This window comes from Noviluteimonas lactosilytica, from assembly GCF_020866925.1.
GTDB lineage: Bacteria > Pseudomonadota > Gammaproteobacteria > Xanthomonadales > Xanthomonadaceae > Noviluteimonas > Noviluteimonas lactosilytica.
Map to the genome: position 1 here is coordinate 1084247 of NZ_JAJGAK010000001.1, position 19230 is coordinate 1103476.

Annotated in this window: 18 protein-coding genes; 7 read left to right on the top strand and 11 right to left on the bottom strand. The window is 66.8% G+C overall.

Annotation, left to right across the window (positions count from 1 at the left end; all coding sequences use genetic code 11):
• The first annotated feature begins 7 nt into the window (after window positions 1-7).
• The 3 genes from LK996_RS05310 to LK996_RS05320 are packed head-to-tail and all read left to right on the top strand — an operon-like array spanning window position 8 to window position 3074.
• A complete protein-coding gene (locus LK996_RS05310) occupies window positions 8-1135 on the top strand; it encodes a glycosyltransferase family 4 protein (protein ID WP_230526094.1) in 1128 nt (375 codons plus the stop codon).
• Complete coding sequence (locus LK996_RS05315; protein ID WP_230526095.1) at window positions 1132-2058, top strand: NAD-dependent epimerase/dehydratase family protein; 927 nt, start codon at window positions 1132-1134, stop codon at window positions 2056-2058. The genes LK996_RS05310 and LK996_RS05315 overlap by 4 nt, the downstream gene beginning before the upstream one ends.
• Window positions 2031-3074 carry a glycosyltransferase family 2 protein gene (locus tag LK996_RS05320; RefSeq protein ID WP_230526096.1) on the top strand — a complete coding sequence of 348 codons (1044 nt, stop codon included), beginning with the start codon at window positions 2031-2033 and terminating at the stop codon, window positions 3072-3074. The genes LK996_RS05315 and LK996_RS05320 overlap by 28 nt, the downstream gene beginning before the upstream one ends.
• Before the next feature lie 10 nt (window positions 3075-3084).
• Here LK996_RS05320 and LK996_RS05325 read toward each other — a convergent pair whose 3' ends face one another.
• Genes LK996_RS05325 through LK996_RS05370 form a run of 10 tightly spaced genes read right to left on the bottom strand, consistent with a single transcriptional unit; the run spans window position 3085 to window position 13608 of the window.
• The gene (locus LK996_RS05325) at window positions 3085-4287 is read right to left on the bottom strand and encodes an acyltransferase family protein (protein ID WP_230526097.1); all 1203 of its coding nucleotides are present in this window, start codon (window positions 4285-4287) and stop codon (window positions 3085-3087) included.
• The gene (locus LK996_RS05330) at window positions 4218-4889 is read right to left on the bottom strand and encodes a class I SAM-dependent methyltransferase (RefSeq protein WP_230526098.1); all 672 of its coding nucleotides are present in this window, start codon (window positions 4887-4889) and stop codon (window positions 4218-4220) included. Before LK996_RS05330 ends, LK996_RS05325 begins: the two co-directional genes overlap by 70 nt.
• The gene (locus tag LK996_RS05335) at window positions 4886-6052 is read right to left on the bottom strand and encodes a glycoside hydrolase family 99-like domain-containing protein (protein ID WP_230526099.1); all 1167 of its coding nucleotides are present in this window, start codon (window positions 6050-6052) and stop codon (window positions 4886-4888) included. The genes LK996_RS05330 and LK996_RS05335 overlap by 4 nt, the downstream gene beginning before the upstream one ends.
• Window positions 6049-7302: a class I SAM-dependent methyltransferase gene (locus LK996_RS05340; protein ID WP_230526100.1), complete on the bottom strand. Its 1254-nt coding sequence runs from the start codon at window positions 7300-7302 to the stop codon at window positions 6049-6051. The genes LK996_RS05335 and LK996_RS05340 overlap by 4 nt, the downstream gene beginning before the upstream one ends.
• The gene (locus tag LK996_RS05345) at window positions 7299-8261 is read right to left on the bottom strand and encodes a GDP-mannose 4,6-dehydratase (RefSeq protein WP_230526101.1); all 963 of its coding nucleotides are present in this window, start codon (window positions 8259-8261) and stop codon (window positions 7299-7301) included. The genes LK996_RS05340 and LK996_RS05345 overlap by 4 nt, the downstream gene beginning before the upstream one ends.
• A complete protein-coding gene (locus LK996_RS05350) occupies window positions 8261-9286 on the bottom strand; it encodes a glycosyltransferase family 2 protein (protein WP_230526102.1) in 1026 nt (341 codons plus the stop codon). The genes LK996_RS05345 and LK996_RS05350 overlap by 1 nt, the downstream gene beginning before the upstream one ends.
• The gene (locus LK996_RS05355) at window positions 9286-10137 is read right to left on the bottom strand and encodes a class I SAM-dependent methyltransferase (RefSeq protein ID WP_230526103.1); all 852 of its coding nucleotides are present in this window, start codon (window positions 10135-10137) and stop codon (window positions 9286-9288) included. The genes LK996_RS05350 and LK996_RS05355 overlap by 1 nt, the downstream gene beginning before the upstream one ends.
• An 18-nt stretch (window positions 10138-10155) precedes the next feature.
• Window positions 10156-11664: a lipopolysaccharide biosynthesis protein gene (locus tag LK996_RS05360; RefSeq protein WP_230526104.1), complete on the bottom strand. Its 1509-nt coding sequence runs from the start codon at window positions 11662-11664 to the stop codon at window positions 10156-10158.
• 5 nt (window positions 11665-11669) lie between these two features.
• On the bottom strand, window positions 11670-12752 hold the full coding sequence (gmd, locus tag LK996_RS05365) for a GDP-mannose 4,6-dehydratase (protein WP_230526105.1): 1083 nt from the start codon (window positions 12750-12752) through the stop codon (window positions 11670-11672).
• 1 nt (window position 12753) lies between these two features.
• On the bottom strand, window positions 12754-13608 hold the full coding sequence (locus LK996_RS05370) for a glycosyltransferase family 2 protein (RefSeq protein WP_230526839.1): 855 nt from the start codon (window positions 13606-13608) through the stop codon (window positions 12754-12756).
• Window positions 13609-13726: 118 nt separating this feature from the next.
• Here LK996_RS05370 and pilB point away from each other — a divergent pair, with 118 nt between their 5' ends.
• From pilB to coaE, 4 genes are read left to right on the top strand one after another with little or no spacing between them, the layout of a single operon-like run.
• Window positions 13727-15451: a type IV-A pilus assembly ATPase PilB gene (gene pilB / locus LK996_RS05375; protein WP_230526106.1), complete on the top strand. Its 1725-nt coding sequence runs from the start codon at window positions 13727-13729 to the stop codon at window positions 15449-15451.
• 25 nt (window positions 15452-15476) lie between these two features.
• The gene (locus tag LK996_RS05380; protein ID WP_425493706.1) at window positions 15477-16745 is read left to right on the top strand and encodes a type II secretion system F family protein; all 1269 of its coding nucleotides are present in this window, start codon (window positions 15477-15479) and stop codon (window positions 16743-16745) included.
• Window positions 16746-16755: 10 nt separating this feature from the next.
• On the top strand, window positions 16756-17619 hold the full coding sequence (locus tag LK996_RS05385) for a prepilin peptidase (protein ID WP_230526107.1): 864 nt from the start codon (window positions 16756-16758) through the stop codon (window positions 17617-17619).
• Between the two features lie 16 nt (window positions 17620-17635).
• Window positions 17636-18250: a dephospho-CoA kinase gene (gene coaE / locus LK996_RS05390; protein ID WP_230526841.1), complete on the top strand. Its 615-nt coding sequence runs from the start codon at window positions 17636-17638 to the stop codon at window positions 18248-18250.
• Here coaE and LK996_RS05395 read toward each other — a convergent pair.
• The gene (locus LK996_RS05395; RefSeq protein ID WP_230526108.1) at window positions 18243-19211 is read right to left on the bottom strand and encodes a Nudix family hydrolase; all 969 of its coding nucleotides are present in this window, start codon (window positions 19209-19211) and stop codon (window positions 18243-18245) included. The genes coaE and LK996_RS05395 overlap by 8 nt on opposite strands.
• Window positions 19212-19230 lie beyond the last annotated feature (19 nt).

A 19230-nucleotide genomic window follows, 5' to 3' on the forward strand; every position in this document is an offset into this window, starting at 1 on the left:
CGCCGCCATGCCTATGCGCGATGTGTTGATGGTCAGCACCTCCTACCCCGCGGACCTGCGGGACTGGCGGGGCTTGTTCATGCGGCACCTCGCCGATGCGCTCGGCCGGCATCCGGCGATCGACCTCGCCCTGTGGGCCCCGCCCGGCGAAGCGGGACCCGGCGTGCGCTTCGACGTCACGCAGGACGAGCGCGAATGGCTCGGCGCGCTGATGCAGGCCGGCGGCATCGCGCATCTCGTGCGGCGCGGCGGCATGCGCGGCGTGGTCGCGGCGATGCAGCTGCTGCGCGCGTTGCGCGGCGTGTATCGACGCAACGCGAAGGTCGATGTCTTCCACGTCAACTGGCTGCAGAATGCACTGCCCCTGCCGCACGGGCCGCAGCCACTGCTCGTCACGGTCCTCGGCACCGACATGCAGTTGCTGCGCCTGCCCGGCATGCGCGCGCTGCTGCGTCGCGCGTTCCGCGGTCGGCCTGTCGCGATCTGCCCGAACGCCGACTGGATGCTGCCGGAACTCGAGGCCGCGTTCGGCGATGTCGCGACGGTGCGCTTCGTGCCCTTCGGCATCGATCCGCGCTGGTATGCGCTCGAGCGGCGCTTCGAAACGAACGCGACACCGAAGTGGTTGTGCGTCTCGCGCATCACCGCGAACAAGATCGGTCCGTTGTTCGAGTGGACCGAACCGATGTTCGCGCACGGCCGCGGCGAGTTGCACCTGTTCGGCCCGATGCAGGAACAAGTCGCCTTGCCGTCGTGGGTGCACTGGCACGGGCCCGCATCGCCGGACGATCTGCGCGACACCTGGTTTCCGCAGGCGCACGGCCTGATCACGCTGAGCCAGCATGCGGAAGGACGACCACAGGTGATGCTCGAAGCGCTCGCGTCGGGTTTACCGATCATCGCGTCGCGCCTGCCGGCGCACGACGATCTGCTGTCCGCAGGCGATGGCGGCGTGTTGTGCGATTCGCCCGACGCCGTGCGCGCCGCGTTGGAATCGCTCGCCGAACCGGCGGCGAACCGCGCGCTCGGCCTGCGCGGACGCGCGCGCATGCAGTCGGACATCGGCACGTGGGACGATTGCGCCGAACGTTACGTCTCGCTCTATCGACAACTGCAGGAGCGCGCGCGCCGATGAGCGATCCGGCTTCGATCGATTCGATCTTCCTCCTCGGCGCGGGTGGCTTCATCGGTCGCCATCTCGCCGGGCGTTTCGCGCAGGCGGGCATCCCCGTGATCGCGGCCACGCGACAGCCGACGGCCTTCGATCACCCGGGCATCCGCAACGTCGTCGCGCCATGGGACGACCGCGAACAGTTCGCGCAATGGTTGCCGCAGTGCCGTGCGATCGTGCACGCGGCGTCGTCGAGCACGCCGGGCAGCAGCGCCGCGAAGCCGCAGCTCGACGGCAACCTGCGCACGACGCTCGCGATGATCGAAGCGTTGCAGGACACGCCGGCGTGCCGCCTGCTGTTCCTGTCGTCGGCGGGTACGCTGTACGGCGATCGCGAAGCGCCCGCGCGCGAAGACGATCCGCTGCGCCCGCGCTCCTACCACGGCGCCGGCAAGGCCGCGGCCGAACACTTCGTGCATGCGTGGGCCACGCAGTACGGCGGCACCGCGGTGCTGCTGCGTCCCTCCAACGTTTACGGGCCCGGCCAACCCGCGCGCCGCGGTTTCGGCATCATTCCCGCCGCGTTCGACTGCGCGCTGCACGGCACGCCGCTGACGATCTTCGACGGATCGACGGTGCGCGATTACCTGTACATCGACGACTTCATGGCCCTGTGCGATGCGACGCTCGATGCACCGCTCGATGGTGGCGCGCACGTGTTCAACGCCGCATACGGCGAAGGCGTGTCGCTCGACACGCTGATCGACCGCATCGACGCCGTCACCGGCCGCGCGATCGAACGCCGCTACCAGGCCGCACGCCGCGTCGACATCCACACCATCACCGCCGACACCACCGCCGCGCGCTCGACCTTCCCGTGGTCGCCCGCCATCACGCTCGACGAAGGCCTGCGCCGCACATGGCAGTGGTTTTCCACCCAGGCCTGAACGCCCCCGCGCATCCGCGCGTGTCGGTGTGCATCGCCAACTTCGATGGCGAGGCGCTGCTGCCTGCGTGCATCGAGTCGGTGCTCGCACAGCAGGGCGACGTTGCGATCGAAATCCTGGTGCACGACGACTGCTCGCGCGACGGCTCGGTAGCGCTGCTGCGCGAACGCTGGCCGCAGGTCCACGTTATTGCCGCGGACAAGAACGTCGGTTTCTGCATCGGCAACAACCGCATGGTCGCGCGCGCGCGCGGCGAGTACGTGCTGCTGCTCAACAACGACGCGGCGCTCGCGCCCGATGCGATCAGTCGCCTGCTGGAAATGGCGGAGCTGATGGGCACGCCCGCCATCCTCACGCTGCCGCAGCACGACTGGGACACGGATGCGCTGGTGGATCGCGGCTGCCTGCTCGATCCGTTCTGCAATCCCATTCCCAACGTCGACCCGACGCGCGACGACGTCGCCTACGTGATCGGCGCGTGCCTGTGGTGCCCGCGCCTGGCGTGGCATGCGCTCGGGGGTTTTCCCGAGTGGATGGAGTCGATCGGCGAAGATCTGCACCTGTGCGGCCTCGCGCGCCTACGCGGCATGCCGGTGCGCGCGTTGCGCGAGAGTCGCTATCGGCATCGGCAAGGTGCGACGTTCGGCGGTAATCGTGCCGACGCGGGGCTCCGCACATCGATCCGTCGTCGCCGTCTGAGCGAACGCAACAAGACGCGCGCACTGATTCTCCTCACTCCGACCTTCCTCGCGTGGCCGCTGCTTGCAGCGCATTTGGCGGCGCTGGCGATCGAAGGACTGGCGTTGTCGCTGCTGCGCCGCGACGCCACATTGTGGCGCGAGGTCTACTGGCCCGCGCTTGCGACACCCTTCTGCGAATGGTCGGTGCTGCGTGCGCGGCGCAACGAAGTGCAGGCAACACGCGCGATCACCGTCGCAAAGTGGTTCTCCACGGTGCGTTGGCAGTTGCGGAAGGTGGCGATGTTGCTGCGCTACGGCGTCCCGACGGTTCGATAGTCGCGGCGGATCACACCGGTTCCATCGACGGTCGGGCGTGGCGTCGCTTATTCATGCGGCTACCTACCCGAATGCCCGGAAGTTCCACCAAGCGATAGCTTGCCTCGCACATCAGCAGCAACACAGCAAGCAGCGCCGCAGCGCACGCCATCCACGCCGCGAGTGCGCCGATATCCAGCGCGAGGGTGTCGTACAGCCCCTGCAATCGCGGCCGCAATAGCCAGATCACCAGCGGATGCAGCAAATAGATGCTGTAGCTGCGCTCGCCCAGGTAATGCATCACGGCATTGCCGCGATGCGAAACCGTTGCGCCCCGCCACGTACACAACAGCGCAAACGCCAGACCCCACAGGATCGTCCCCAGCCCCGCACCCGTCCGCAACATGTGCCCCTCGGGCAATGCGAGCAATGTCGCGATGGACGCAACCGACGCAACAGGTGCGATGCGCTGCACCCAGCGACTTCCCGAGTCGTCCGAAAGCGCGATACGGTACGCGAGCAAGCCGTAGGCGAAGAAGCACAGGTTACTGGGCAGCATGAAGTTCGCCCAATCGCCGTGCTCGCGGAACAGCAGGATTCGCCCCGCGCACGTCATAACGGTCGCGACCACCGACAGGACGACGGCGGCACGCATCGTACGCACGGTGAGCAACAACACCGGGAACAACACGTAGAACAGCATCTCCACGCCGACGGTCCACCCAGCCGGCACGATGCCGTCCTTTGGCGAGAAGGCGGTGGTGAATGTGAGGTTCAATAGCACGCGCCACGGATCGACACGATTGCCTCCGGCGACCTGGAAACACACGATCATCGCGAGGATCAGGTAGAACAGCGGCGCGATACGCCAGAAGCGCTTGGTGAAGAAAGTCGTAACCCATTGCGGGCGATCGACGTGCCGTTCGGTCGAATGCATCAACGAGAACGCGCTCAGCACGAAGAACAGGTACACGCCTTTCGCAAAGTCGGCCGCGACGAAAGCGAGCGATGGGGGCACCGCGACCGTCGTCAGGTGCGCAAAGTGGAACAGCACGACGGCGACCGCTGCGAGTCCGCGCAAAGCGTGGATCCCCGGGATCAAGCGATCAGCGGATACGGTCCCCGACGTCACGGTCGCTTCCGCCCGCGCCCCCTGCGCAATGCTCATCGTTCTTCTGCCCCCCGGGCCGGCACTGCCTCCAGCACAATCTGGATCGCAAACAGGCTCGGCCACACACGCCCCAGGAAGCGCAGCGGCTCCCGGATCAGCGCCGGATACTTGTGCAGACCGACGTAACCATCGATGCGCACGACGCGCAGGCCCGCGCCTTCGATCAGCGCGACCATGGTGTCCTTCGTGAAAAACCGCAGGTGCGTGCGATCGAGGATGCCGTAGTCCTTGTAGTCCCAGCGCCCCAGCAGATGTGTGAGGCGATTGGCGGCGAAGGCGATGTTGGGCAGCGACAGGATCGCGCGGCCGCCGGGCTTCAGGCGCGGCACGAGGTCGGCGAGCACGCGTTCCGGCTGCACGAGATGTTCGAGCACGTCGCCGAACAGCAGGAAGTCGTAGGTGCGCCCGTCGGCCGCGGGCACGCCGTCGTCGAGGTCTGCAACGTCGACGCGGCGATAGCCGGCCGCGCGCGCCTGCTGCGCCTGCGTCGCGTCGCGTTCGATGCCGTCGACGATCGCGTTGGCTTCACGCACGAGCACGCGACCGAGCGTGCCGTTCCAGCAGCCGACGTCGAGCACCTCGGGCTGCCCCGCATGCGCGCGCACGGCGCGGACGAAGACCGGGTTCGCGTGCGCGTAAACATCGACGCCGGCGTCGCGCGTCATGGCGTCACCTGGCGCAGGCCGAGTGCGGACGCGGTCGCATCGAGGAACGCATGGCCATGCTGCTGGTCGGGTTCGAGGTGGCAGCCCTCGGCCCATTCGTTCCAGGCGTTGAGGAAGACGAGCCGCCGCGACGGCGCACGCGTCGACACGCGCGCGAGGGCGTCGTCGAGCCAGCGTTTGTACTGCGTGGCGTCGTGGTTCTCGATGATCGTGGCCGACGTGCGGCGCACGGTGTTATCCCAACTCGGGAACACGACCGGATAAGTCGTGTCGGCAATCGGCGCACGCGCGATCGAACGATCGACGTACGCGGCGTAGTCGACGATCGTGTTGAGGCTGCGCTTGCCGAGCCAGCGGTTGTTGCGCAGCGCGTCGTACCAGCGCGCAGGCAGCAGGCGCTGCAGCAGCGACACCGCGTGGCCGGTGGGGTTCTTCGTCGCAGGAAAATGCTTGCGGTTCGGTTCGAACTCGACGACGCCGTCGAAGCCGAGCGCCTTCAGGCCGGCGGTGTCGTGCTTCGAGAAGCCCGTGCGCACGCCGCAGAACCACGGCTCGACGCCCAGCTTCTCCATGCAGGTGCGCCGCCACGTTTGCAACATGGCGGCGACGTCGGGCATGTCTTCGGGCAGGTAGATCACGAACAGCGGGCGCCCCTCGACGCGCAGGTAGCGCGGATCGGCGAACACGCCGCAGAGCCAATCGATATGCGCCGCATCGTCGGCTTCGTCGTAGTCCTGGCGCATCAGCACATCGTGTTCGCGACCGCTCCACGCGCGCGACCACGTCTGGTTCGCCCAGCACAGGCAGAACGGGAAATCGGGCGCGCCACTCGCGAGCACTTCATCGAGCGGGCGGTTCAACAGGCGCTTGCCCTTGAACCAGTAGTGGTAGTAGCAGAACGCCTCTATGCCCGCCGCGCGCGCGAGATCGACCTGCTGCTGTCGCGTTTCCGCCACGCGCAGGTCGTAGAAACCGAGGTCCGCGGGAAGGTGCGGCTGGCCGTGGCCTTCGAAGCGTGGCTTGCCCGTGACGACGTTGGTCCACTCGGTGAAGCCCGTGCCCCACCACGCGTCGTTCTCCGGGATCGGATGGAACTGCGGGAGGTAGAACGCGATCGCGCGGGCGCGCGGCGCATCGCCTCGCGTGGGCGCATGCAGGTTCACGCGAGGACCTCTCCCGCATGCACGACCTGCAGCGTCGGCAACGGAAACACCAGCGAGCGTCCCGAGTACGCCGGATTGGCGAGGAAGTGGCGGCGGAAATGCCACGGCAGCACGAGGTGGTAGTCATGGCCGTGCGCGAGCACCTCGCTTTCCGCGCGGATCGGCAGGAACGTGCCCGGCGTCATCGCGCCGAACTTGTCGGGATTCACTTCGCCGACTTCCGCGATGTCGTCGGACGTGATGCCGCAGTACTGCAGCAGCACGTTGCCCTTGGTCGACGCACCGAGCGCGGCGATGGTCTTGCCTTCGGCCTTCGCCCGGTCGATGAACGCACGCAGGCCGTCGCGCGACTGCGCGGTGCGGCGTGCGAAGTCCTCGAACGGCGCGAGCGTGTCGAGCCCGCGCGCCTGTTCCTCCGCGAGGATGCGCGCGACTTCGGGGCTCTCCGGCATGCCCGACGTCGACTTCGCCGCGGTCACCGAGAAGCTGCCACCGTTGACGTCGTTGAACTCGATGTCGACGATCGTGAAGCCGACGCGGTCGGCCATCCACTTCACCTGCTTCAGCGCGTAGTACTCCAGGTGCTCGTGGCACACGGTGTCGTACGACAGCGCATCGAGCATCGCCGGCATGTAGCTCTGTTCGAACACCCACACGCCGTCGTCGGCGAGCACGTCGTGCACGTCCTGCATGAACGCCATCGGTGCCTCGAGGTCGTAGTACATCGAGAACGACGTCAGCACGCGCACGCGCTTGCCGGGGCGCACCTTGCGCAACGTATCGGCGGTGAAGAAGTCCGCGCACAGGTCGACGTTCGGCTTGTAGTACTGGCGGAACTTCGCGCCGGTGGGATCGATGCCGAGCAGGTCGGCGCCGATCGATTCCGGATAGGCGCCGAGCGTCGTGCCGTCGTTGGCGCCCACGTCGACGACGAGGTCGCCCTCGCGCAACGCCACGAGGCCGAGCACGCGCGCGACCTTTGCGTGCAGGTGGCGCACCATGCTCGCGTTGAGCCCGGAGCGATAGCCGTAGTTGTCGCCGTACATCTCGCCGAGGTCGTAGGAATGCGCGAGTTGCAGCAGGCCGCACGCCTGGTCGCCCATGCACTTCACCAGGCGCAGCGGACCGGTGGTCACGTGCGCGTCGCGCGAACGCGGGAACACGCCGGTGAGCATCTGTTCGCCGAGGTCGAGGACCTGCGCCAGGTGGGTGTTGCCGCAGATGCGGCAGCGGTGAAGCGGTTGCGTCATGACATCGAATCCCTGGAAGCGAGCGACGCGATCGAGGCGTCGACCATCAGGCGCACGATCGCGCCGAAATCCGTCGAGGGCTGCCAACCCAGGACCCGTCGTGCCTTCGCGGCATTGCCCACCACGGGGCCGCGGCGATCTTCGCGCAGGTCCGTGGTGTTTCCCTTGACCCAGTCGCGATAGTCGAGCCCGACATGGGAGAACGCAAGGTCGCAGAACTCGCGGACCGTGTGGAGTTGGCCGGTCGCGACCACGTAGTCGTCGGCATGATCGTGCGCCAGCATCAGGCGCAGGGCGTGGACGTAGTCCGGCGCGTAGCCCCAGTCCCGTTGGGCGTCGAGGTTGCCGAGGCGCAATTCATGGTCGAGACCGGCGCGGATTCGCGCCACGGCATCGGCGATCTTGCGCGTGACGAAGGCCTGCCCACGACGCGGGCTCTCGTGGTTGTAGAGGATCGCCGAGCAGGCGAACACGTCGTGGCGCGTGCGAAACGCCTGCACCGTCGCATGCGCGAAGAGCTTGGCGGCCGCATACGGGCTGCGCGGGCGGAACGGCGTCGACTCGTCCTGCGGCGCTGCCGCGGGGTCGCCGAACATCTCGCTGCTCGACGCCTGGCAGAACCGAATCGACGCATCGGCATCGACGATCGCCTGCAGCATGCGCGCGACAGCGATGCCGTTGAGCTCGCCGATCGCCACGGGGTCGTCGTACATCCCGGCGCCCGTGGAGAATGCGGCGAGGTTGTAGAACTCGGTGGGCCGCACCGATCGCAGCAACTGCGCCAGTGCATCGACATGGGCGAAATCCCACTCGGTGTACTCGATGTCGGGGAGCCGCGCCGCGCGCGGCGTGCGTCCGGCGCGCAGGAGCCCAACCACACGGTGTCCTTCCGCGCGCAGCTGTTCGGCGAGGTAACTGCCGTCCTGGCCGCTGATGCCGGTCAGAAGAACCGTGGCCATCAGTATCCCGCCGAGCGCGCGACTGCGCGCGAGACGAAGGTGGCGTGCGGACTCCGCGACAGGTCGTAGATGTTCATGCGCGCATGCCGCGCGAACAGGCCGCAATACAGGCTCGACATCCCATTTGCGAACGTGGCGGGCACGACCGCGATGGCGCGCGAGACCACGCGTTTGAACGCCGACATCGGACGTTCGGCGAGATAACGATCGTACTCGTCGCGTGCGTAACCGCCGATGCTCCGGTACAGCCAGAGCTTGCGCAGCTGTCGCCAGGGCTCGCGCGCGGAGATGCGCGCCTTCGCTTTCGACGACACGCTGTCGAAGGACCAGACCAGCGACGGCCACTTGAACATCCAGATCTCGAAACCGCGCGGCGTCCACATCGCGTTCCCGTATCGGATCGTGATCATGGGTGCGGCAATGACGCGCGTGCGAGGTGTCTGCGCCTGGAAGATCACGCCGACATGGATGAACAGCGATCCATAGTAGGCGGCGCGATCGCGCGCGAGCCAGAAACTGCGCCGTATCACCACGCAGCCGATGAAGCTCAGCGCGTGCGCGGCGTCGACGAGCAGGCTATCTGCGTCTTCGGGTGCGTACGTCGAGTCGGCGCCGGCCGCGACCAGCGTATCGCGCAACGCGCCGCCGAAGTCGACGGTGCGCACTTCCGTGTTGACGACGACGAGATCGACATCGTCGCCCAGCGCCTCGACGACGCGATCGATCGCCCCCGGCTTCAGCAGGTCGTCGTCGGTCATCAGCCAGCAGAACTCACCCTGCGCGTGCGACACCGCAATGTCGTAGTCCCGATCGACGCCAGAGTTCACAGGCAGCCGAACGTAACGTACGCGCGGGTCGGCGGCCGCATATTTGCCGACGATCTCGCCCGTGTTGTCTTTCGATGCGCCGTCGACGATGAGCAGCTCGACGTCGTCGCGCAACTGGGAGACGATCGTGTCGAGGGTTTCACCGATGAACGCACCGCGATTCAGTGTCGCGATGCAGATGGAGAGCCGGGGTTGCATCACACCTGCTCGAGCGGCTGTCTGGCCATCATCGCGAACTGGCCTGCGTGGTCTTTTCCGTAGGCGCGAAGCTGGTAGCGGTTCTCGATGAAACCCTGGCGCGGCTGCAGGTCGGCAATGAAATGGGAGTCCAACTGCTCGGCATCGACGAAAAATGCGTTGACGCCGTTGGAATCGATGGCGACGAAGCTGTAGCCGCGCTGATCGAAGAAACGCTTCCAACCCGCGAGCGACACGCCGTAATACAGCTGCGAGGGATGCGCCGTCGATCGACGGAAGTCGTCGCGGTACGTCGACGCCACGCTGCGCTCGGGGCCGAACGCCGAGTTGTATTCCACCGACACGATCTTCGGACGAAACCCGCGCGCGAACAGCGCGTTCGCAATGTGGTAGTCGTTGCCGTCGATATCCAGCGAGAACACATCCGGATCGCGAAACGCGACCTGGTCGAGGATCGCATCCACGGTGCCCAGCGTGACGAACATCGACACGAACTGGCTTCCGATGCTGTAGCGGCCGACGTTGCGCCGGGCACGCGCGGACTGGCGCGGATCGCCTTCGATCATCAGGCCTTCGTATCCCGCGGTCGTGAGCAGCCAACTACTGTTGTTCTCGGTGCCCTCGGCGGCGCCGATCTCGACGACGTAGCGATTCGGCGCTTCCAGCTGGCTGCGCAGGACATCGATGATCCCGTCCTCGCCGTTCTGGCTGAAGCCGGAGAACTCCCAGCTCGCCGGGTGGCGGGGATCGACAAGGCGGGCCGCGCGCGACGCGCCGCCCTTCGCCAGCGCAATCGCGATGCGCTGTCGATCCTTGTAGTCGATCAGGTAATCGATGACCCTGCCCAGCATCCGTTCACTCCGTTCCTCTCATTGCGCGGGCGTCGGGCGACCGAATGCCATCGCCAACACGCGCCTGAACTCGCGGGGTTCGAAGCTGCCCGCGACACCGATCGCAATGCCGACGAGTGCTGCGATTCCACCGATCCCCAAGGCCACCCAAGGCCCGACGGCGAGCGTGCGGCATATCCACGCGCCAAGCAATGCCGGAATGAATGTCGCCAACGCGGGGACCCCCGCATTGCGCAAAAGCCAGGACCAGCCCGCGAACGCCATCACCTTCCGGCCCGTCAGCCATGTTCCGACCACGACGTAGAGCGCGTTGATGGACGCCCAGCCAAGCGCGCCCCCGAGGGCGCCGAATCTTGCAGCCAGCGCCAGCACCACGGGAATCATCACGATCAGCAACCCCAGCGCGGTGACGAAGGCGAGCTTCGGTTTGCCGGCGGCAAGCTGCAGGCTGTAGGGGAAATACATGATCCCGTTGAGGGCCGAACCGATCGCGAGCCACGCGGCCAGCGGCGCGACCTCCGAGGCGACCTTGGCATCACCCAACCAGAGCGTGACCAGCGGTTGCGTCTGGAACACCAGGCCGAAGGCCAATGCGAACAACGCCGTCGCAAACAGCTTCGTTGCCGACTCGTACAAGTACTTGAGCGACGCGCCGTCGCCTCGCGCGATCAGCGCGGAAAACTTGGGGAAGAGCGTGTTCAGCGTTGGCGTCGTCAGGATCTGAAGTCCGCTCACGAGCAACGCGGCAAGCATGTAGTGCGCGAAGGGCTCGAGCGAAATGACACGACTCAGCACGATCTTGTCGAACTGCGACAACACCAGGCCAGTGATCGCCACGCCCGACATCCACGCGGAGAAATGCCACACGCGCCGCAGGTCCCTGAAGTCATACGGCGCATCGCGCTCACCCACCGCGCGACGCGCGAGCACGCGCAACACGATCGCGTGCAGCAATCCGAACGCCGCCTGCACGATGAAGAACGCTTCGATGCTCCGGACGCCCCACGCGAGCACCGCGATGGTCGTGATGGCCGCGCAGATGTTGATCGTCATGCTCGTCGCCGCCGAGCGCGCGAGACGATGCGCGCCGACCAGCGCGCCGTGGTAGAGACTGATCGGCCAGCGGCACGCGAGGTTCACGCCCATCAGCATCACCGCTTGCGCGACGGTCTCGGCGGGCAATGCCCTCGCCTGCAACCAGTGCGAGCCGATCCATGGCGCGACGAGCGCGACCAGGGCGGCGATGAGGACAGCGACGCCGATGTACACCACCCCCAACGTGCGCAACAGCGACGCAGAACGTCGTTGCTGGCCGACCTCGGCGCCATGCGCGATCTCGCGGCTGACGGTTGGCGCTAGCCCGAGGTCCAGCACCTGCAACACGGTCTGCAGCGTCGCGTAGAAGCCGATCAGGCCATACGCCTCCATGCCGAGGAAACGCAGGTAGAACGGGAGTGCGATGAGGTTGATCAGCACGACGACGACCGAGTTGGCCATCGCCGCCGCCATGTTCCGCGCAAGGCGCATGCGCGCTACTCGTTGAAGTCGTCGGCGCGGTAGCCGTGCTGGGTGATCAGCGCGTCGCGCTGCGCGGCGCGGAGGTCGGCGTGCGCCATCTCGCGCACGAGCTCGTCGAAGCCGATCGAAGGTTCCCAGCCCAGTTCGCGCTTGGCTTTCGACGCATCGCCGAGCAGCGTGTCGACTTCCGTCGGGCGGAAGTAGCGCGGGTCGACCGCGACGATCACGCGGCCGTTGGCATCGACGCCCTGCTCGTCCAGGCCGCTGCCGCGCCAGGTCAGTTCGATTTCCATCGCGCGTGCAACGGCGGCGACGAACTCGCGCACGCTGTACTGATGGCCTGAGGCGATGACGTAATCGCCCGGGTTGTCCTGCTGCAGGATCAGCCACTGCGCAATCACATAATCGCGCGCATGGCCCCAGTCGCGTTTCGCGTCGAGGTTACCCAGGTACAGGCAGGACTGCAGTCCAAGTTTGATGCGCGCCAAGCCGCGCGTGATCTTGCGGGTGACGAAGTTCTCGCCGCGTACCGGGGACTCGTGGTTGAACAGGATGCCGTTGCTCGCGTGCACGCCGAACGCTTCGCGGTAGTTCACCGTGATCCAGTACGCGTAGAGCTTCGCGGCGGCGTACGGCGAACGCGGATAGAACGGCGTGGTCTCGCGCTGCGGGATTTCCTGCACCATGCCGTACATCTCGGACGTCGACGCTTGGTAGAAGCGCGCGCGCTTCTGCATGCCGAGGATGCGGATCGCTTCGAGCAGTCGCAGTGTGCCGAGCGCGTTGGTGTCGGCGGTGTATTCGGGCTGTTCGAAAGAGACCGCCACGTGGCTCTGCGCGGCGAGGTTGTAGACCTCGTCCGGTTGCACCTGCTGCATGATGCGGATGAGGCTCGACGAATCGGTCACGTCGCCGTGGTGCAGGAAGAAGCGCACGCCCGCTTCGTGCGGATCGCGATAGAGATGATCGATGCGCTTGGTGTTGAACGACGAGGCGCGGCGCTTGATGCCGTGCACTTCGTAGCCTTTGTCGAGCAGCAACTCGGCGAGGTAGGCGCCGTCCTGGCCGGTAACGCCGGTGATGAGCGCGCGCTTCACGTCAGTAGCGATCCTGTTTGTAGGTCAGCGCCGTAATCTGCTCGGACACCAGCCCGATCAGGAACACGATCACCGCGGCGCTGATGAGCAGCGCACTCATGTTGGTGAAGCGGCCGTACGTCGCGAAGCTCCACGCGTAGTAGGCCACGCCCAGCACGCCGAAGCCGAGCGAGGCGGGCGCGAACAGCTTCAGCGGCGAATACAGCGTCGCGATGCGGAAGATGATGATGAGGAAGCGCGCGCCATCGCGCAGCGGGCGGATGTGCGAGCGCCCGATGCGGCGCGCGACGTTGATCGGCACATAGGCCACCGGGTAGGCGCTGCGGAAGAACGCCATCGTGCTGGTGGTCGGGTAGCTGAAGCCGTTCGGCAGCAGGTGCAGGAATTCGCGGAAGCGTTCAGCGCGCGCGGCGCGAAAGCCGGATGTGAGGTCGGCGACGCGATGCCCCGTCATCCAGCTCGCGAGCCGGTTGTACAGGCCATTGGCGAGGCCGCGACCGACGCTGGCCTGGCCGCCCGAACTGCGAGCACCGACCGCCATGTCGTAGCCCGCTTCGAGGCGCTCGAGCAGCTTGGGGATGTCGGCGGCGTCGTGCTGGCCATCGGCATCCATGAAGACGAGAATGTCGCCGGATGCGGCGCGCGCGCCCCGCTTGATGGCGGCGCCGTTGCCCATGGCGTAGGGTGAGGACAGGACGCGCGCCCCGAATTCGGCGGCGACGGCGGCCGTGGCATCGGTGGAGCCGTCGTCGACGACGATGACTTCGGCATCGGGCATGGTCGCCTTCAGCCCCGGCAGGGTCTGCCGAAGGCCGTCCGCTTCATTCTTGGCCGGAAGGATGATCGAAACGCGCATTGGCCGCTCCCCTGTCCCGTACAGGTTAAGCGAGAACCGCAAGTCCGGAATAGCGACGGTGATCCGTTGTGTGATCTGGGGTTTGGGGTATCTTCGGCAATAGATTAGGGGGAGAGACATGGCAACCGTTGCGACCGCCAACCTGGTGGGGATCACGGGCATTGCCCGGCGACTCGTCATGGATGGCGTGCTGGACGAGGCCCGCGCCCGCGAGGCGATGGAGCTGGCGACCCGTGAGCGCAAGCCGCTCGCGCTGTTCATGGCCGAAAAGAAGCTGGTGACCTCGGCGCAACTCGCCGCGGCCAACTCGGCTGAATTCGGCATGCCCATCTTCGACGTCAGCGCGCTCGACCCGAACCAGTCGGCGATCAAGCTGGTCAGTGAAGAACTGGTCCGCAAGCACGGGGTCCTGCCGCTCTTCAAGCGCGGCGGCCGCCTGTTCGTGGGCCTGTCGGACCCGACCAACAGCCACGCCCTCGACGAGATCAAGTTCCACACCAACCTGGCGGTGGAGCCGATCCTGGTCGACGAGGACAAGGTCCGCCGCACGATCGACCACTGGCTGGAATCGGCCGATGCGCTGGCCGACGCGGTCGCCGACAGCGAGGGGCTCGAGAACCTCGACTCCAGCGGCGGCGACGAGGATTTCTCCAACGACACGGGCGTGGACGCCAAGGGCGACGACACCCCGGTCGTGAAGTTCATCAACAAGGTGCTGGTGGATGCGATCCGCCGCGGCGCCTCGGACATCCACTTCGAGCCCTACGAGACCGAATACCGCGTGCGCCTGCGCATCGACGGCATGCTCAAGCAGGTCGCCAAGGTGCCGGTGAAGCTGCACTCGCGCATCGCCGCGCGCCTGAAGGTCATGGCGCAGCTGGACATCGCCGAGAAGCGCGTGCCGCAGGACGGCCGCATCAAGCTCAACCTCTCCAAGAGCAAGCAGATCGACTTCCGCGTCAGCACCCTGCCGTCGCTGTTCGGCGAAAAGGTCGTGCTGCGTATCCTGGACGGCGGCGCGGCCAAGCTCGGCATCGACAAGCTCGGCTACGAGGACGACCAGCGGAGCCTGTTCCTCGACGCCGTGCAGAAGCCCTACGGCATGGTGCTCGTCACCGGTCCGACCGGCTCGGGTAAGACGGTGTCGCTGTACACCGCGCTGAACATCCTCAACGACGAGACGCGCAACATCTCCACGGTCGAGGACCCGGTCGAAATCCGCGTGCCGGGCATCAACCAGGTGCAGATGAACGTCAAGCGCGGCATGACCTTCGCCGCGGCCCTGCGCTCGTTCCTGCGACAAGACCCGGACGTGATCATGGTCGGCGAAATCCGCGACCTCGAGACCGCCGAGATCGGCATCAAGGCCGCGCAGACCGGCCACATGGTGCTCTCGACCCTGCACACCAACGACGCGCCGCAGACCATCGCGCGCCTGATGAACATGGGCGTGGCGCCCTACAACATCACCTCGTCGGTGACGCTGGTGATCGCGCAGCGCCTTGCCCGCCGCCTGCACGACTGCAAGCGCGAAGTGCACCTGCCCGACCATGCGTTGCTCGCCGAAGGCTTCTCCGCAGACGAGATCCACGCCGGCTTCAAGATGTACGAGGCCGTCGGCTGTCCCGACTGCACCGAAGGCTACAAGGGCCGTACCGGCATCTACCAGGTCATGCCGATGACCGAAGAGATCCAGGACATCATCCTGTCGGGCGGCAACGTGTTGCAGATCGGTGAAGCCGCGCAGCGCTCCGGCGTGCGCGACCTGCGCCAGTCCGCACTCATGAAGGTGCGCAACGGCGTGACGAGCCTCGCGGAAATCAACCGCGTGACGAAAGACTAATTAAGAGACTTTGGGGGAACGCCAGATGGCCGTCACCAAGAACGCCGCCCGTAGCACGACGAAGCAGCCTGCAGCCGCACGGCGCGCCGAGTCTTTGCCGATCTTCGTGTGGGAAGGCAACGACAAGCGCGGCGTGAAGATGCGCGGCGAACAAGCCGCGCGCAACGCCAACCTGGTGCGTGCCGACCTGCGCAAGCAGGGCATCACGCCTTCGATGGTGAAGGTGAAGCCCAAGCCGCTCTTCGGCGGCAGCGGCTCGCGCATCACGGCGAAGGAAATCGCGGTGTTCAGCCGCCAGATCGCGACCATGCTCAAGTCGGGCGTGCCGATCGTGCAGGCGATGGAAATCATCGGCGGCGGCCAGAAGAACCCGAAGATGCGCGACCTGATCAACACGATCCGGTCGGACATCGAGAGCGGCTCGGCCCTGTCCGAGGCGCTGGCCAAGCATCCGGTGCAGTTCGACGAACTCTTCCGCAACCTCGTCAAGGCCGGTGAATCGGCGGGCGTGCTCGACACCGTGCTCGACACGGTGGCGACGTACAAGGAAAACATCGAAGCGCTGAAGGGCAAGATCAAGAAGGCGATGTTCTACCCGGCGATGGTCGTCGCGGTGGCGTTGCTGGTCAGCGCGATCCTGCTGGTGTTCGTGGTGCCGCAGTTCAAGGAAGTGTTCGCGAACTTCGGCGCCGAGCTGCCGGCCTTCACCCTGCTGGTGATCAACCTCAGCGAGTTCATGGTGAAGTTCTGGTGGCTGATCTTCGGCGTGATCGGCGGTGCGATCGTCGGCTTCATCATGCTCAAGAAGCGATCGCCTGCATTCGCGCACTTCCTCGATCGCATGGTGCTGAAGCTCCCGGTGATCGGCAAGATCATGCACGAGGCGGCGCTGGCGCGTTTCGCCCGCACGCTCGCGGTGACCTTCGCGGCCGGCGTGCCGCTGGTCGAGGCGCTCGACACCGTGGCCGGCGCGACCGGCAACACCGTGTACGAGCAGGCGGTGAAGCGCGTGCGCGACGACGTGTCCGTGGGTTACCAGGTCAACCTGGCGATGAAGCAGACCAACCTCTTCCCGCACATGGTCGTGCAGATGACCGCGATCGGTGAAGAAGCCGGTGCGCTCGACACGATGCTCTACAAGGTGGCCGAGTTCTACGAGATGGAGGTCAACAACGCGGTCGACGCGCTGGCCTCGCTGCTCGAACCGATCATCGTGGTGATGCTGGGCGTGATCGTCGGCTCCATGGTCGTGGCCATGTACCTGCCGATCTTCAAGCTCGCCGCCGTCGTCTGACGCTCGCTGGATGGCATTCCTCGATCAGAACCCCGGCCTCGGCTATCCCGCCGCGGCCGCCTTCGGGCTCGCCCTCGGCAGCTTCCTGAACGTCGTGATCCTGCGCCTTCCGCGCAGGCTCGAATGGCAGTGGCGGCGCGACAGCCGCGAAGTCCTCGGCGAGCCGGAGGAATACGATCCGCCGCCGCCGGGGATCGTCGTCGAACCCTCGCACTGCCCGCACTGCAAGCATCGCCTGGCGTGGTACGAGAACATCCCGCTGGTCAGCTGGCTCATCCAGCGCGGCAAGTGCCGGCATTGCCACGCACCGATCTCGGCGCAGTACCCGTTCGTCGAGTTCCTCACGATGGTGCTCGTGCTCGCGTGCGTGTGGCAGTTCGGGTTCGGCTGGCGCGGCTTCGGCGCGGTGGTGTTCACCTGCTTCCTTATCTCGCTCGCGGGCATCGACCTGCGCACGCGCCTGTTGCCCGACCAGCTCACCCTGCCCTTGCTGTGGCTGGGATTTCTAGCCGCGGTCGAGAATCTCTACGTCGGCCAGAAGGCGGCGCTGCTCGGCGCGATGGCGGGCTACTTCTCGCTCTGGTCCGTGTACTGGGTGTTCAAGCAGGTCACCGGCAAGGAAGGCATGGGCCACGGCGACTTCAAGCTGCTCGCCGCGATCGGTGCGTGGGTCGGCCTCAAGGGCATCCTGCCGACGATCCTGGTGTCGTCGATCGTGGGCGCGATCTTCGGATCGATCTTCCTGTTCTGGCAGGGGCGCGATCGCGCGACGCCGATTCCGTTCGGCCCCTATCTCGCCATCGCCGGCTGGATCGCGTTCTTCTGGAGCGAGCCGCTGATCGACGGCTACCTGCACCTCACCGGGTTGAAGTAAGCCGATGGACGCCGGCCTGCCGATGTACGCGGTCGGCCTGACCGGCGGCGTCGCGTCGGGCAAGAGCGCGGTGGCGGAACGCTTCGCCGCGCGCGGCATCGCGGTCGTCGACGCGGATGTCGCGGCGCGCGAAGTCGTGCAGCCGGGGCAACCGGCGCTGGCGGAAATCGCCGCGACCTTCGGCCACGATGTCCTGCTGGCCGACGGCCAGCTCGATCGCGCGGCGTTGCGTCGCCACGTCTTCGGCGACGATGCGGCGCGCCGCCAGCTCGAAGCGATCCTGCATCCACGCATCCGCATCGCACTGCACGAAGATGCGCTGCGTGCGCAGGGGCCGTACGCGATCGTCGCGATCCCGCTGCTCGCCGAAGGCGGTGGCCGCAATGCGTATCCCTGGCTCGACCGCATCCTGGTCGTCGACGTGCATCGCGAGATCCAGCTCGCACGCGTGATGGCGCGCGACGGCATCGACGCGATCCTCGCCGAACGCATGGTCGCCGCGCAGGCGAGCCGCCAGGCGCGGCTGGCGATCGCCGACGACGTGGTGGTGAACGACGGCGCGATCGACGAACTCGATGCGCACGTCGATGCGCTGGATCGGCGCTACCGGAAACTCGCGACGCTCAGGTAGGCCACAACCCGCGGATCGCGGCGATGCCCTGCGCGCCGTGCGCGCGCGCGACGTCGATGTCCTGCGCGCCCATTCCGCCGATCGCGTACATCGGCAACGCGACTTCCTCGCGCAACGCCGCGAATCCCGTCCAGCCGAGCGGCGTGGCGTCCGGATGCGTGAGCGTGTCTGCCACCGGGCCGACCACGGCGAAATCGCAGCCGAGCGATTCGGCGCGGCGCAGTTCGTCGAGCGTGTGGCACGACGCGCCGACGCGCATGCCTTCGGCCAACGGTCGCACGTCCAGTTGCATGAGCTGCGCGGCGCGCAGATGCACGCCGATGCGCAACGCCTGCGCCAGCGCGATGTCGCCGTTCACCAGGACTTCGGCGCCGTGGCGGCGACACGCATCGACCGCCGCTTCCACCAGTTGCGTCCAGCGCGCGGACGCGCAATGCGGTGCGCGCAATTGCACGCGACGGATGCCTGCGTCCAACGCGCGCTCGAGCGATTCGAGCCACGCGGCATCGGAGCCGTCGGGCGCGGGCGTGACGAGATAGCGATCGGGCTGCAGCAATGCGGCGACGACGGGGATGTCGGCCGGCGGCATCTGATACGACGCGAGCGTGTGCGGCGGCGCCCACGCGAGCGCCTGGCCATCGAGGCCCTTCACCGTGCCGCGCCACGCACCGACCATGCGCACGTCCAGGCGCAGGCGCTTGTGCGGATAGCGCTGCGGCACCGCGATCAGCGGCGCGCCGCAGTCGATATCGATGCCGAGTTCTTCGTGCAGTTCGCGGGCGAGCGCCGCTTCGGGCGACTCGCCGGGTTCGCGCTTGCCGCCGGGGAATTCCCAGAGGCCGGCGAGGTCGCGGCCTTCGGTGCGGCGCGCGAGGAGGATGCGGCCGGCCTTGTCGCGAATCACCCCGGCGACGACGTCGACCGGGGGCGTTTGCGCTTCGCGACTTCGGCCTTCGCCCATCTCAGATCAGGCCCATCTC

Excerpts from the sequence above, each read along its gene's own strand:
- LK996_RS05310 (WP_230526094.1), top strand. The coding sequence starts at position 8 with ATGCCTATGCGCGATGTGTTGATGGTCAGCACCTCCTACCCCGCGGAC.
- LK996_RS05315 (WP_230526095.1), top strand. The coding sequence starts at position 1,132 with ATGAGCGATCCGGCTTCGATCGATTCGATCTTCCTCCTCGGCGCGGGT.
- LK996_RS05320 (WP_230526096.1), top strand. The coding sequence starts at position 2,031 with ATGGCAGTGGTTTTCCACCCAGGCCTGAACGCCCCCGCGCATCCGCGC.
- LK996_RS05330 (WP_230526098.1), bottom strand. The coding sequence starts at position 4,889 with ATGACGCGCGACGCCGGCGTCGATGTTTACGCGCACGCGAACCCGGTC.
- LK996_RS05340 (WP_230526100.1), bottom strand. The coding sequence starts at position 7,302 with ATGACGCAACCGCTTCACCGCTGCCGCATCTGCGGCAACACCCACCTG.
- LK996_RS05345 (WP_230526101.1), bottom strand. The coding sequence starts at position 8,261 with ATGGCCACGGTTCTTCTGACCGGCATCAGCGGCCAGGACGGCAGTTAC.
- LK996_RS05350 (WP_230526102.1), bottom strand. The coding sequence starts at position 9,286 with ATGCAACCCCGGCTCTCCATCTGCATCGCGACACTGAATCGCGGTGCG.
- LK996_RS05355 (WP_230526103.1), bottom strand. The coding sequence starts at position 10,137 with ATGCTGGGCAGGGTCATCGATTACCTGATCGACTACAAGGATCGACAG.
- LK996_RS05360 (WP_230526104.1), bottom strand. The coding sequence starts at position 11,664 with ATGCGCCTTGCGCGGAACATGGCGGCGGCGATGGCCAACTCGGTCGTC.
- LK996_RS05370 (WP_230526839.1), bottom strand. The coding sequence starts at position 13,608 with ATGCGCGTTTCGATCATCCTTCCGGCCAAGAATGAAGCGGACGGCCTT.
- pilB (WP_230526106.1), top strand. The coding sequence starts at position 13,727 with ATGGCAACCGTTGCGACCGCCAACCTGGTGGGGATCACGGGCATTGCC.
- LK996_RS05380 (WP_425493706.1), top strand. The coding sequence starts at position 15,477 with ATGGCCGTCACCAAGAACGCCGCCCGTAGCACGACGAAGCAGCCTGCA.
- LK996_RS05385 (WP_230526107.1), top strand. The coding sequence starts at position 16,756 with ATGGCATTCCTCGATCAGAACCCCGGCCTCGGCTATCCCGCCGCGGCC.
- LK996_RS05395 (WP_230526108.1), bottom strand. The coding sequence starts at position 19,211 with ATGGGCGAAGGCCGAAGTCGCGAAGCGCAAACGCCCCCGGTCGACGTC.